At 68.5% G+C, this 14,110-nt stretch carries 12 protein-coding genes; 1 reads left to right on the forward strand and 11 read right to left on the reverse strand.

Translation table 11 applies throughout. From position 1 onward, the window contains the following. Window positions 1-22: 22 nt before the first annotated feature. Entirely contained in the window at window positions 23-772 is a 750-nt protein-coding gene (locus tag OG921_RS14435) for an SDR family oxidoreductase (RefSeq protein WP_266113139.1), read from the forward strand. 11 nt (window positions 773-783) lie between these two features. On the opposite strand, the gene OG921_RS14440 is transcribed toward OG921_RS14435, so the two are convergent. The 11 genes from OG921_RS14440 to OG921_RS14490 form a co-directional block, all read right to left on the reverse strand. Then, window positions 784-1,536, reverse strand: a complete 753-nt coding sequence (locus OG921_RS14440; RefSeq protein ID WP_266113140.1) for a DUF5995 family protein — start codon at window positions 1,534-1,536, stop codon at window positions 784-786. 79 nt (window positions 1,537-1,615) lie between these two features. Further along, window positions 1,616-3,793, reverse strand: coding sequence for a malate synthase G (locus OG921_RS14445; protein ID WP_266113141.1), 2,178 nt, complete (start codon window positions 3,791-3,793; stop codon window positions 1,616-1,618). An 18-nt stretch (window positions 3,794-3,811) separates the two neighbouring features. Further along, window positions 3,812-4,723 (reverse strand): 3-methyladenine DNA glycosylase, encoded by a 912-nt coding sequence (locus tag OG921_RS14450; RefSeq protein ID WP_266113142.1) that lies wholly within the window; start codon window positions 4,721-4,723, stop codon window positions 3,812-3,814. A 3-nt stretch (window positions 4,724-4,726) separates the two neighbouring features. Continuing rightward, a complete protein-coding gene (locus tag OG921_RS14455) occupies window positions 4,727-5,845 on the reverse strand; it encodes a hemolysin family protein (protein ID WP_266113143.1) in 1,119 nt (372 codons plus the stop codon). Further along, window positions 5,838-7,214, reverse strand: a complete 1,377-nt coding sequence (locus tag OG921_RS14460; RefSeq protein WP_266113144.1) for a hemolysin family protein — start codon at window positions 7,212-7,214, stop codon at window positions 5,838-5,840. The genes OG921_RS14455 and OG921_RS14460 overlap by 8 nt, the downstream gene beginning before the upstream one ends. A gap of 236 nt (window positions 7,215-7,450) precedes the next feature. Continuing rightward, window positions 7,451-8,887, reverse strand: coding sequence for a GuaB1 family IMP dehydrogenase-related protein (locus OG921_RS14465; RefSeq protein ID WP_266113145.1), 1,437 nt, complete (start codon window positions 8,885-8,887; stop codon window positions 7,451-7,453). A gap of 10 nt (window positions 8,888-8,897) precedes the next feature. Beyond that, window positions 8,898-9,755 carry a DMT family transporter gene (locus tag OG921_RS14470; RefSeq protein ID WP_266113146.1) on the reverse strand — a complete coding sequence of 286 codons (858 nt, stop codon included), beginning with the start codon at window positions 9,753-9,755 and terminating at the stop codon, window positions 8,898-8,900. An 11-nt stretch (window positions 9,756-9,766) separates the two neighbouring features. Further along, window positions 9,767-11,110 carry a DEAD/DEAH box helicase gene (locus OG921_RS14475; protein ID WP_266113147.1) on the reverse strand — a complete coding sequence of 448 codons (1,344 nt, stop codon included), beginning with the start codon at window positions 11,108-11,110 and terminating at the stop codon, window positions 9,767-9,769. A gap of 3 nt (window positions 11,111-11,113) precedes the next feature. Beyond that, window positions 11,114-12,565 carry an NADP-dependent phosphogluconate dehydrogenase gene (gndA, locus tag OG921_RS14480; RefSeq protein WP_266113148.1) on the reverse strand — a complete coding sequence of 484 codons (1,452 nt, stop codon included), beginning with the start codon at window positions 12,563-12,565 and terminating at the stop codon, window positions 11,114-11,116. A gap of 55 nt (window positions 12,566-12,620) precedes the next feature. Continuing rightward, entirely contained in the window at window positions 12,621-13,598 is a 978-nt protein-coding gene (locus tag OG921_RS14485; RefSeq protein ID WP_266113149.1) for a M56 family metallopeptidase, read from the reverse strand. Between the two features lie 11 nt (window positions 13,599-13,609). After that, entirely contained in the window at window positions 13,610-14,026 is a 417-nt protein-coding gene (locus OG921_RS14490) for a BlaI/MecI/CopY family transcriptional regulator (protein ID WP_323182782.1), read from the reverse strand. Window positions 14,027-14,110 lie beyond the last annotated feature (84 nt).

Here is a 14,110-nt window from a genome sequence, read left to right on the forward strand (position 1 = left end):
CTCCTCCTAAACTCCTGGAAGTATGAACGCCCCCACGCGACGGGTCGCCGTCGTCACCGGCGCCGGATCCGGCCTCGGCCGCGAGTTCACGCACGCGCTGCTCGACGGTGGATACCGCGTCGCGCTCGCCGGCCGCCACGCCGAGACGCTGACCGAAACCGCCGGATCACGCGCCGACACCCTCGTCGTGTCGACCGATGTGTCGAATCCCGACTCGGTGCGTGAGCTGTTCGAGCGCGTGCGGCAAGAATGGGGCCGGGTGGACGTGCTGGTGAATAACGCGGGAACGTTCGGTCCGGGCGGCGCGATCGACGAGATCACGCTCGACGACTGGAACGCGACGGTGGCGGTGAACCTGACCGGTGCGTTCCTCTGCGCTGCAGAGGCGGTGCGAATCATGAAGGCGCAGCAGCCCGGCGGCGGCCGGATCATCAACAACGGCTCGATCTCGGCGCACACGCCCCGGCCGGGCAGTGTCGCCTACACCGCGACCAAGCATGCGATCACCGGACTGACCAAGTCGATCTCGCTCGACGGGCGACCGTTCGGGATCGCGTGCGGCCAGATCGACATCGGCAATGCGGCCACCGAGATGACCGCCGGCATCGCGACCGGCGCTCGGCAGGCCGATGGGTCCATCCGCCCCGAGCCGACCTTCGACGCCAAGCACGCCGCGGATGCGGTGCGCTACATGGCCGATCTGCCGATCGACGCGAACGTGCAGTTCTTGACCATCACCGCCACGACGATGCCGTTCATCGGCCGAGGCTGAATCCGGCTCGGTTACAGCGTGTCGAGTGCGGCGATGATCGCGCGCACGTCGGTGCTCTCCGCGGCGCGGATGTGGCGCACCGCCGTCGCGAGCGGCTCGGTCGGGTCGGCGACGATACGGCCGAGCAACTTGGTGCGGTTGTCGATCAAGTCGATGGCGGCCGCGTCGACCATGTCGGGCATCACCGCGATCACCGACGCTGCCCGTTTCGCCTCGTCCCGGGCGGCGATGAGGCTGAACTGCAGCGCGAGTTCGGCCGATGTGCCGGTGGCGGCAGTCAATTCGCCCAGTCGTGGGGAGAACTGCTCGATCACCGCGCGTGCTCTCGGGGTCACCCCGGCCAGGGTGTCGTTGATCCGGTCGAAATCATCGAGTACGCCGATCAGGGCCGTGCCCGGAAACGTCTTGCCGGTGACGACGCCGAGGTCGAGATTGATATGGGTGTTGATCCCGAGCAGCACGCTCTGCAGGATAAGCACTCCACCCGCATGGGTCCGGTCGAACGCGAATTGCCAAGAGCGGCTGGTCCGTCGGCCGGCCTGCTGTGCTTCGTAAGCGGCGAAGTACGCGTTGGCGAATGCCGTGTCGAGACGATTCATCCGCGGGCCGTCGTCGAAAACGCCCGCCTCGATCGACCGCTTCACCTCGACGGTGACCTGTCGGTACACCGCCGCGAAGTAGCCGATCGGGTCGTTGCGGGCCTTCGCGTCGTCGACGATAGTGCGCTGGATCGCCAGGACCTCGTCGATGTTGTTGGCCCGCATCGGCTCAGCGTAGCCGCGAGCGCATAGTTGTTCCGGCCGAAATCGCCGCTACGGCCGGAACAACTATGCGGTCGGCCGTCTATGCGTTGGCGCTCTTGTACTCCCGACGCCGCCGGTGCAGGATCGGCTCGGTGTAGCCGTTCGGCTGCTTGGTGCCGTGCAGGATCAGCTCGGTCGCGGCCTGGAAGGCGATATTGGTGTCGAAATCGGGTGCCAGCGGACGATAGTCCGGATCCCCTTCGTTCTGCCGGTCCACGACCGGGGCCATGCGCTCGAGGCTGGCGCGGATCTCGTCCTCGGTGACGATGCCGTGGCGCAACCAATTGGCCAGCAGCTGGCTCGAAATGCGCAGCGTCGCACGGTCCTCCATCAACGCGATGTCGTTGATGTCGGGCACCTTCGAGCAGCCGACGCCGTGATCGATCCAGCGCACCACATAGCCGAGGATCGACTGCGCATTGTTGTCGAGCTCGTTGCGCTTCTCCTCGTCCGACCAGTCCGGCGTCGGGGCCAGCGGGATCTCCAGGATGTCGTCGACGCTTGCCCGGCGCCCGCCCTTGGCGATCTCTTCCTGGCGCGCGAACACGTCGACCTGGTGGTAGTGCAGCGCGTGCAGGGTCGCGGCAGTGGGGGACGGCACCCAGGCGGTGTTCGCACCGGCCTTCGGGTGGCCGATCTTCTGCTCGAGCATGTCGTGCATGAGATCCGGCATCGCCCACATGCCCTTACCGATCTGCGCGCGGCCTTCGAGCCCGGTGGCCAGACCGGTGTCGACGTTGAAGTCCTCGTAGGAGGTGATCCACTTCTGCTGCTTCATCGCGCCCTTGCGCACGACCGGACCCGCCTCCATCGAGGTGTGGATCTCGTCGCCGGTGCGGTCGAGGAAGCCGGTGTTGATGAACACCACCCGAGCTTGGGCGGCCTGGATGGCGGCCTTGAGGTTGACCGTGGTGCGGCGCTCCTCGTCCATGATGCCGACCTTGAGCGAGTTGGCCGGCAGGCCGAGCACCTCCTCGACGCGGCCGAACAGCTCGTTGGTGAACGCGACCTCTTCGGGTCCGTGCATCTTCGGCTTCACGATGTAGACCGAACCGGTCCGGCTGTTGCCGCGGACGGTGTCCCCGCGCAGGTCGTGCAGCGCGATGAGCGAGGTGAACAGGCCGTCGAGGATGCCCTCGGGCACCTCGTTGCCGTCGGCGTCGAGAATCGCGTCGCTGGTCATCAGGTGACCGACGTTGCGCACGAACAGCAGCGAACGGCCGTGCAGGGCGATCTCGCCGCCGTCGACGCCGGTGTAGACGCGATCCTCGTTCATTGTGCGGGTGAAGGACTTGCCGCCCTTGCTGACTTCTTCGGACAGGTCGCCCTTCATCAGGCCGAGCCAATTGCGGTAGCCGAGCACTTTGTCCTCGGCGTCGACGGCCGCGACGGAGTCTTCGAAATCCATGATCGTGGTGACCGCGGATTCGAGCACGAGGTCCTTCACACCCGCTGGGTCGGTCTTGCCGATCGGCGACTCGGGGTCGATCTCGATGTCGATGTGCAGGCCGTTGTGCCGGATCAGGACCGAGGTCGGCGCGTCCGGGTTGCCGCGGTAGCCCACGAGTTGGGCCGGTCCGGCGAGCGTGGTCACGGTGCCGTCGGCGGTGGTGACGCGCAGCGTCGAACCGTGCACCACGTAGTCGGTGGTGCCGATATGCGAGCCGGACTCGAGCGGGGCGGCCTCGTCGAGGAACTTGCGCGCGTATTCGATGACCCTGTCACCGCGCACCTTGTTGTAGCCGGTGCCCTTCTCGGCACCGCCTTCCTCGGAGATCGCGTCCGTGCCGTAGAGCGCGTCGTAGAGCGAGCCCCACCGGGCGTTCGCGGCGTTGATCGCGAAGCGGGCGTTGAGCACCGGGACGACCAGCTGCGGGCCGGCCGTGCGTGCGATCTCGTCGTCGACGTTCTCGGTGGTGGCGGTGAAGTCGTCCGGCTCGGGCAGCAGGTAACCGATTTCCTGCAGGTAGGCCTTGTAGGCGGCGCGGTCGTATCCGGCGCCCGGATGCTCGGCATGCCAGGCGTCGAGCTTGCCCTGGATCTCGTCACGCTTGGCGAGCAATTCCCTGTTGCGCGGCGCGAGATCGGCGATCAGCTTGTCCGCGCCGGCCCAGAAGTCGGCCGCGGCTACGCCCGTTCCGGGAATCGCTTCCTGCTCCACGAAATCGTGCAGCACCTTCGCGACTTGAAGACCACCGACCTGAACACGCTCAGTCATGCTTTGCCTCACTCTTGGCTATTGCGGACACCCAATGTTACCCGCGGGTATTACGGCTTCTTCCTCCTGGTATGCCAGCAGGACGCGGCAGCGGTCACGCAATTTCGACCGTAGCCGTTCACCCCGCCAGGACAATGCCGATTGCAGCCGCACATATTCCGCGCGCCCGCCCGGCTCCTCGATCCGCACCGGGTCGTAGCCGAGGTCGGCGAGGTCGTACGGACTGGCCCGCATGTCGAGTTCGCGCGCCGCGACGGCGTGCTCGAAACATTCGAGCAGCAGGTCGGAATCGATCAGGGGAACCAGTTTGTAGCACCATTTGTAGAGATCCATGCCGGCGTGCAGGCAGCCGGGCTGCTCGCTGCCCACTTGGTTTGCCCGCTCCAGCCGGTGAGCGTTGCGGGGCACCGCGTCGGCGGTGAAGAAGCGGAGCGCGTCGTAGTGCGTGCAACGCAACTGCATGGACTCGACCACCGCGTCGGTTCCGCCATGCCCGAGCCGCAACGGAACCTGGTCGTGGCGGATCTCGTCGTCACCCGTGCGGTACACCATTGCCCACTCGTGCAGTCCGAAGCAGCCGAGGTTCATCGGGCGAGCCGAGGTCGCCGCGAGCAGCGTGTGCACGAACTCGACGGTCGAGCGTCGGGACGCGAGCACGTCGGCGGCGGCCGTCACGACGCCGTCGATTTCCACGTACCCGGGGTGGCGCAGGTATTCGCGAGCCCGCGGTCCTGCGAGACCGACCCCGAAGCCGGGGTGCCAGCGACGCAGCGCACCCGGCCGGAAGCTGTAGTAGGTGAACAGGAAATCGATCACCGGATGCTTGCGACCGGTGGCCTTGCGTTGCAGGTGCGGCCCGATCAACCCGTCGACCCGTTCCCGGTGCCGATCGCGTCGAGCGGTCCAGTCCTGCACGGGAAGTACGTGCACCGCTCAGCCGGGCCTTCCGGTGTCCGCGCCGCGACGCGCGTCGCGCACACCGGGCACGACATCGGTGCCGCGGTGGGTGGTGTCGCGCACCGTGCCGACGAACTCTTCGACGAGGTCCTCCAACGCGACAACGCCTGCGGTGGCGTCCTGCGCATCGACGACGCGGGCCAAGTGGCTACGCGCCCGCCGCAGCCGCGCCAGTGCCTCGTTGAGCGGAGTGCGCAACGACAGCGTCGGCAGTGGCCGGATCTCCGAGCGCGCGACCACCGTGTCCGGGCCTGTCGATTCGTCACCGATCTCGTCGAGTACATCCTTGATGTGGATGTAGCCGACCAGCGACCCGTCGTCTGCCCGCACCGGATAGCGCGAATACCCCGTCTCGGTCACCGCTTCCTCGATCGAGCCGAGCGTCGCGCCGTCGCCGGACTGCGGCACGCAGCGTGCCTTGTCGAGCGGAATGAGCACATCCGCGACGGTACGCCCCGCGGTTTCCAGCGCCTGGGTCAAGCGGCGATGCTCTTCGGCGTCGATCAGGCCCTCCGAGCGGGACTCGCCGATCATCTCGGCCAGCTCCACCGCCGAGACCGTCGAGTCGAGTTCGTCCTTCGGTTCGATCCGGATCGCACGCAGCGACGCATTCGCAAGCGCGTTGTAGAACCAGATCACCGGCCGCGCGATCTTGATCCAGATCAGATGCATCGGGACGAGCAGCAACGCGACCCGTTCGGGGCCGGCCAGCGCGATGTTTTTGGGCACCATTTCGCCGAGCAGGATGTGCAGGATCACCACGATCGCGAGCGCGATGGTGAATGCGATCGGGTGCAGCAGCTGATCGGGAACCGACAGCAGTTCCATCGGCTTCTCGATCAGGTGCGCCACCGCAGGCTCGCCGACCCGGCCGAGCAGGATCGAACAGATCGTGATGCCCAGCTGCGCTGCGGCGAGCATCATCGATAGGTGCTGACCGGCGCTGATCACGATTCCCGCGCGTCGTTTGCCCTGCGCCTGAAGCGCTTCGAGCCGGTCGCGGCGCGCCGAGATCAGCGAGAACTCGGCGCCGACGAAGAAGGCGTTCGCGCCGAGCAGCGCGATGGCGAGTACCACGCCCCACAGGTCACTCATTGCGATCATCCCGCTGCACGCGGTGCTCGCCGAGCACGGACTCGGTGACGGGAGTGAGCAGCACCCGATCGATGCGCCGCCCGTCCATCTTCTCCACGGTCGCCAGCCAGCCGCCGGACTCGCGCTCGTCGGCGGGGATTTCGGGGAGGGAGACCACATCGCCCTCCTCGGGGATCCGGCCGAGCTCGGTGAGCACCAAACCGCCGAGGGTGTCGTACTCGCCTTCGGGTGCGGTGTACCCGATGGCCTGCGCGACCTCGTCGATACGCAGCAGGCCGGAGCAATTCCAGCCGTTGCCGATGCGGGTCACGTCGAGATCGACCTGATCGTGCTCGTCGCGCACGTCGCCGAGGATCTCCTCGATCAAATCCTCCATCGTGACGATTCCCGCGGTGCCGCCGTACTCGTCGACCACGATCGCCACCTGCATCCCGTCGGCGCGAACGCGCTCCATCAGTTCGTCGCCATCCAGGGTGGACGGCACCACGGGCACCATCCGGGCCAGCTCACGCAACGGTGTGCCGAGCCGTCGCGCGGTGGGGACCGACAGGGCGCTCTTGATGTGCACGATGCCGAGTGTGTTGTCGAGGTCGCCGTCGACGACGGGGAACCGGGAGAACCCGGTGCGCGAGGCTGCGGCGATCAGATCCGCGACGGTGTCGTCGCGCTCGAGCGACTCGATCTTCACCCGCGGCGTCATGAGTTCTTCCGCGCTGCGCTCACCGAAGCGCAGCGAGCGGTCCACCAGCACCGCGGTCCGTTCGTCGATGGCGCCGCGCTTCGCCGAGGTGCGCACGAGCGAACCCAGTTCGCGGGGGGAGCGGGCCGACCGCAGTTCCTCGGCCGGCTCCATGCCAAGTCGCCGCACGACGACGTTCGCGGAGCCATTGAGGAAGTTGATCGCCCAGCGGAACATCGAGGAGAAGACGGTCTGCGGCATCGCGGTGAAGCGCGCTGTCGCAAGCGGTTTCGCGACCGCGATATTTTTCGGTACGAGTTCGCCGAAGACCATGGACAGCGAGGTGGCCAGCACGAGAGCGATGGCAACGGCGATGCCCGCCGCGGCATTCTCGCTCAGCCCGAGGTCTTCGAGCACTGGCCGGAACAGGCCGGCGAGCACCGGTTCGGCAAGGTAGCCGGTGATCAGCGTGGTGATGGTGATGCCGAGCTGCGCACCGGAAAGCTGGAACGAGAGCGTGCGGTGCGCGCGCTGGACCTGCCGGGCGCGCAGGTCGCCGTTGCGGGCGTGCGCGTCGACCGTGCTGCGTTCCAGTGCGGTCAGCGAGAACTCCGCCGCGACGAAGAGCGCGGTACCAGCGGTCAGTGCCGCGAAGCCGATCAGGCTGAGGATATTGATGACGAGGTCCACGGCTTACCGCCCCTGGACCGAGCTGGTAGGGATTGAGGCGCCGGGTCTGTCACCCGGCTCGATAGAGGAGCCCTCCGAAGTCGAACTCTCGGCGGTGGCGGCGTCGCCACTCGGGCGTATCGGAGCGCCGCTGGTAGTGGGTGCCTCGGGCACCACGGTCCTTTCTCGCGGAAATAAGAGCCTCAAGTGTAGCGAGCCGAACCCCGGATCGCTGCCGGCGCATGCCGGTTCACCCGTCACCAACCACCCGGCAGCGGGCGCCCCTCCGCAAAACCGGCCGCCGACTGCACGCCGAGGACGGCCTTCTCGTGTAATTCGGGCAGTGACCGCGCACCGGCGTAGGTGCAGGTGCTGCGCACGCCCGAACAGATGTGGTCGATCAGATCCTCGACTCCCGGCCGGTCCGGGTCGAGCAGCATGCGCGAACTCGAGATGCCCTCCTCGAAGAGCCCCTTGCGCGCCCGGTCGAAACCGCTGTCCGTCGCCGTCCGCGCCGCGACAGCCCGCTTGGAGGCCATACCGAAGCTTTCCTTGTAGGCGTTGCCTGCCGTGTCGTAGTGCAGGTCGCCCGGCGACTCGTAGGTGCCGGCGAACCAGGATCCGATCATCACGTTCGCGGCGCCGGCGGCGAGCGCGAGCGCGACGTCGCGCGGATGCCGCACCCCGCCGTCGGCCCAGATGTGCGCGCCGCGTTCCGCCGCGGCCTCGGCGCACTCGGCGACGGCAGAGAACTGTGGGCGGCCGACCCCGGTCATCATCCGGGTGGTGCACATCGCGCCGGGACCGACACCGACCTTCACGATGTCGGCGCCTGCTTCGAGCAGGTCGCGGGTACCGGCGGCCGAGACGACGTTCCCCGCCACCAGCGGTACGCCGAGATCGAGTGCCCGCACCGCGCGCAGCGCGTCGAGCATTTTTTCCTGATGCCCGTGCGCGGTGTCGATCACGAGCAGATCGACGCCGGCGTCGACGAGTGCCTTCGCCTTGGCGGGCACGTCGCCGTTGACGCCGACCGCGGCCGCGACGCGCAGGTGCCCGGCGTCGTCGAGGGCCGGGGCGTAGATACCGGCCCGCACCGCACCGGTACGGGTGAGCACGCCCGCCAGCGATCCGTCCGGATTGGTGAGCACCGCGAAACGTTGATGGTCGACCTCGAGCCGGTCGAACACGTCCCTGGGGGAGGTGTCCACGGGCAGGGTGACGAAGTCGGTGCCGGACACCGCGCGCAGGCGCGCGAACCGGTCGACTCCGGTGAGCGCGGATTCGGTGACGATGCCGATCGGACGGTCGTTCTCGATCAGCACGATCGCGCCGTGGCCGCGCTTGTGAATCAACGCCTGTGCCTCGGACACCGAGTGGTCCGGGGCGAGCGTCACCGGAGTGTCGGCGACGAGATGACGGCTCTTGACGAAGGCGACGGTCTCCGCGACCGCGTCGATCGGCAGGTCCTGGGGCAGCACGGCGAGGCCACCGCGGCGGGCGACCGTCTCGGCCATCCGGCGGCCGGACACCGCGGTCATATTCGCCACGACGATCGGGATCGTGGTGCCCGATCCGTCGACCGTAGCCAGGTCGACATCGAAGCGGGACGCGACCTCGGTCCGGTTCGGGACGAGGAAAACGTCCGTGTAGGTGAGGTCGTGTGGAGGCTGCTGACCGGGAAGGAACTGCACGTCGGAGACTCTACGCGGGTAGGTTCTCGCGTGCCTGCGAGCGGGAGAGCAGCAACGTGGTGACCACCATGACCACCACCGCGAGCATGGTTACGACGATCCCCAAGCCGCTCGTGCGCAGCCGCTCGTCGAGCACCGTCATGCCGATGAACACCGCGCCGAGCGGCTCGGCGATGGTGAAGGCGGGCAGTGACGCGGTCAGCGGCCCAACTTGATAGGCGCGCTGCTGCAGGTAGAAACCGATCACGCCGGAAGCGACCAACGCCCAGAGTTGCCAGCCGCGCAACGCGGCGCCGATGTCGTGTTCGAATATGTCCGACACGTGTTCGGTGAGCGCCGCAGCGAGGCCGAACAGCAGGCCACCCGCCAGCCCGAGCAGCAGCGCCCGCCAACTCGCGTCGATCCGGCTCAGTCCGGCAGCGGCGGCCACCACGACCACCCCGAGCAGGAGCGCGAGCGGCACCACCCACTCGCGAAACGCGGCGTCGGCCGTGCCCTCGGTGGGATTGCCGATCACGAGAAACACGGCGAGCGCGACACACAGCGCGGCGGCGAGCCAGCCCTGCCGGGCGGTGATTCGGCGGTGGTTCAGCCGCCCGGAGAGCGGCAGCGCGAAGACCAACGAGCTGACCAGAATCGGCTGCACCACCAGCACCGAACCGACGGCCAGCGCGAGCACCTGCAACGCGAAGCCGCCCCCGTCGCCGACCAGCCCCGCCCACCACCGCGGATTGCGCGCGAGGCCGCGCACCAGCGAATCGCCCTCGGCGACGCCGGAGGCAGCGGACTGTTGTGCGACGGCGGCGACCGCAAAGAGCAGTGCGGCGCCCAACGCCAGGGCGATCGACAGGAGCGGAAGGTCGGCCACGGTGTCGCCCGTCAGTGCGCGCCGCGGTTGCGGTGCCCGTGCGGTGTGGCGGGGGGACCCGGTCGACGGCCGCGCCGGCGGGCCGGACCCCCGCCCCGGCCGTCTCGACCGTTCGAGCGCGTCCCGCGGATCGGATTGTCTCCGCGCTGCGGTTTGTCATCGCCGGACGGCGCCTCGGTCACGCTCGGCAGCGCGACACCACTGGGTTTGCGGGCGCCGGTGAGCGCGGCGAGCCTGCGGTCACCGGGACGCACTTCCATGGTGTCGACCCGGACCCCGGCCTTGCCGGTCATCTTGGCGACATCGTCGCGTTCGTCCTCGGTGACGAGCGTGACCACGATGCCCTCCTCGCCGGCCCGCGCGGTCCGGCCGGCTCGGTGCAGGTAATCCTTCGGATCCGCGGGCGGGTCGATGTGCACGACGAGGGAAACCCCGTCGACGTGAATCCCGCGCGCCGCGACATCGGTGGCGACCAGCACCGGGGTGGTGCCGTCGGCGAAGGCGGCCAGGGTGCGGGTGCGGTTGTTCTGCGCCTTGCCGCCGTGCAGCGCGCCGGCCGAGACACCCGCCGAACGCAGCTGCTTGGCGATGCGGTCGACACCATATTTGGTGCGCACGAACATGATCGTGCGACCGGTGCGGGAACCGATCTCGGCGACGATCGCCCGCTTGTCCGCCTTCTGTACGTAGAGCAGATGGTGGGTCATCGTCGTGATCGACGCCGAAGCGGGCGCGGTGGCATGCGTGACCGGGTCGCGCAGGTAGCGCCGGACCAGGGTGTCGACCTCACCGTCGAGGGTTGCCGAGAACAGCAGCCGCTGCCCGTCGGCCGGGGTGCGGTCGAGCAGCCGGGTCACCTGCGGCAGGAAGCCCATGTCGGCCATATGGTCGGCCTCGTCGATGGTCGTGATCGCCACGTCGTCCAGGCTCGCCGAGCCCGCCGCGAGGTGGTCGGCAAGCCGGCCCGGCGTGGCCACGAGCAGATCGACGCCACGACCGAGCGCGTCGACCTGTCGTTTCATCGGGATCCCGCCGACCACACTCGCGACCCGAAGACCCAGCGCCACCGCCGCGTCGTCGAGGGAGCGTTCGATCTGGGCCGCAAGTTCCCTGGTCGGTGCGAGCACCAGGCCGCGCGGCGAGCGCGGACGGCTCGGCGCCCCGGCCAGCCTGACCAGCATGGGCAGCCCGAAGGCGAGCGTTTTGCCCGATCCGGTGGGTGCCCGCCCGAGCACGTCGCGACCGGCCAGCACGTCCGGAATCGTCGCCGCCTGGATGGGGAACGGCTCGTCGATGCCGGCGTTTCGCAGCGACTGGACGAGCAACGGGGGCAGGCCCAGCGCCGCGAACGTCACTGCTCAGCCCGCCGAAACCTCGCTGCGGTCACCGCTCCACAGCGTGTGGAACTTGCCCTCGGCGTCGATGCGCTCGTAGGTGTGTGCGCCGAAGAAGTCGCGCTGGCCCTGCGTCAGTGCCGCGGGCAGCCGCTCGGCACGCAGTGCGTCGTAGTAGGACAGCGACGACGCGAACGCGGGCACCGGGATGCCAAGCAGTGCTGCCGTCGAGACGACGCGCCGCCAGCCGTCGATGGCGTTCTCCACCGCCGAGCGGAAATACGGCGCGAGTAGGAGGCTCTCCAGGTTCGGGTTCTCCGCGTAGGCATCCTTGATCCGGTCCAGGAAGCGGGCGCGGATGATGCAGCCGCCGCGCCAGATCGTCGCCAGGTCACCGGGATTCACGTCCCAGCCGTACTCGCCGCTGCCTGCCTTGATCTGGTCGAAGCCCTGCGCGTACGCGACGACCTTCGACGCATACAGCGCGAGCCGGATGTCCTCGGTGAACTGCTCGACGTCGGTTGGCTTCGCGGCGAGCGTGCCCGCGGCGAGCCCCTGCGCGGCCTTGCGCTGCGCGCGCGAGCCGGAGAGTGCCCGCGCGAAGACGGCCTCGGCGATCCCGGTGACCGGGATGCCGAGGTCGAGCGCGGACTTGACCGTCCACCGGCCGGTGCCCTTCTGCTCGGCGGCATCGACAATGACGTCGACGAGCGCCTTGCCGGTCTTCACGTCCTGCTGACGCAGGACCTCGGCGGTGATCTCGATGAGGTAGCTGTCCAGGTCACCGGAGTTCCATTCGCCGAAGACCTCGGCGACCTGTGCAGCGTCGAAGCCGAGCGCCTCGCGGAACAGGTGGTACGCCTCGCCGATGAGCTGCATGTCGGCGTACTCGATGCCGTTGTGCACCATCTTCACGAAGTGGCCCGCGCCGTCCGGGCCGATATGCGTGCAGCACGGGGTGCCGTCCACCTGGGCGGCGATCGATTCGAGCAGCGGGCCGAGCGAGTCGTAGGACTCCTTCGGGCCGCCCGGCATGATCGACGGACCATTCAACGCGCCCTCCTCGCCGCCGGAGATGCCCGCGCCGACGAAGTGCAGCCCGCGCTCGCGCAGCGACGCCTCGCGCCGGATCGTGTCGGTGTAGAGCGCGTTGCCGCCGTCGATGATGATGTCGCCGGTTTCCATGGCGGCCGCGAGTTCCTCGATGACCGCGTCCGTGGCGTCGCCGGCCTTCACCATGATCAGCACGCGACGCGGCTTCTGCAGCGCCGCGACGAACTCCTCGACCGTCTCGGTGCGGACGAAGTCGCCGTCGCTGCCGTGGTCGTGCAACAGTGCGTCGGTCTTGGCGACACTGCGGTTGTGCAGCGCGACGGTGTGACCGTGACGAGCGAAGTTGCGAGCAATGTTGCTGCCCATGACGGCGAGGCCGGTCACCCCGATCTGGGCGCGCGCGGAATCAGCGGAAGTGGTCATGCGCTACAGCTTCTCAGACCGCGTGCGCGAGGGCACGCCCGGTAGAACCGGTGGATCAGCCGCGCAACAGACGCTCGAGTTCGACGAGCCAGGGCACCGCCACCGCGATCGTCGGCAGCACGAGGATGGCCGCCGAGCCGAGATAGGCGATGGCGGGGATGCGGCGCCGGGCCGCGGGCTCGCCGAGGCGTTGCACCCGCAGCAGCGTGCTGGTTCCACCGAGGCCGAGCGCACCCTGCGGCGCAACCGAATTCGAGCAGGCCACCAGGGCGCGAGCGACCGGCGTCGGTCCGGTGGCCCGGACCGCAGAATCGTCGGCGAGCAGCTCGATCAGCAAGGCCACCGCACCGAGCGCGGACCCGCTACGGACGAACCGCGGGAACGCCTCGTGCACGGCGGTGAAGAATTCCAGCACCAGGTCGTGGCGCGCCCGCAGATGCGAATGCTCGTGCGCGAGCACCGCGGTGAGTTCCGGGTCGCCGAGGCTGGTGAACGTGCCCTCGCTGAGCACCACGCGGCGCCGCACGCCGGGTAGGCAGTAGGCGATCGGTTCGGGCATGTCGAGCACCCGCACATAGGACGAGCGGGCGCGGGCGACCGGCGAATCGGCGCGGCGGGAGCGGGCGACCGGCGAATCAGCGCGGTCGAGCAGGTCGACGAGGATGCGGTGCCGAGCACGCCGTCGCCGGGTGCGGACCCCCACGCGGATGCCCGCATACATCAGTCGGAGACCGATCAAGACGGTGAGCGCGAAGACGATGACGGAGAGCGTCCACAGCGGCGCGCCGAGCGCATCGATTTCCCTGGTGGGGGAGGTGGTCGGACGTCCGTCCGGGCCGGGGACGAGCAACTGGCTCGCGATCGCGAGACCCGAGCCGAAGGCGGACAACACTGCGGCAATGGCCACCGCCTGCCACAGCACCAACGCGGCTCGCGGCGCGCGATGGGTCCAGCGCGCCCGACTCAGCGCCATCGGTACGGGACCCGTGAGCACCAGCGCGAGTGCGGCGAAGACGGGGGCTGCGACGTTCATTGCCGCCCAGGTTACCGATCTTTCGGCGAGTCCTTTGCCACGTCCGGTGTCGACGGGCCGTCGGCCGCCTCGAGCTTGGCGAGTGCGGCCCGCAATGCCGCGGCTTCGTCGGCGCCGACCTGGCCGACGAAGTGCATGAGCGCGGCCGCCCGGCCGCTGGATTCGTCGGCCTGCGCGAGAGCGTCGACCATCAGGCTCGCGACCAGTTCATCGCGCCCGTTCACCGGTGCGTACCGGTGGGCGCGATCGTCGCGTTGCTGGGTGACCAGGTTCTTCTTCGCCAACCGCTGCAGCACCGTCATCACCGTGGTGTAAGCAAGCTCGCGACGCGCGGCCAGTGCCTCGTGAACCTGCCGTACGGTTTGCGGCTCATCCGTGGACCACAGGTGGTCCATCACCGCCTTCTCGAGCTCACCCAATCGCGCCATGAACAGCAGTCTACGGAACCTCCGACACAATGGCGTACTACTTTTTGTAGTAGTCAAGTTCACGTTAAGGTGACATGCCTCACG

It is taken from the genome of Aldersonia sp. NBC_00410, assembly GCF_026342035.1.
GTDB lineage: Bacteria > Actinomycetota > Actinomycetes > Mycobacteriales > Mycobacteriaceae > Aldersonia.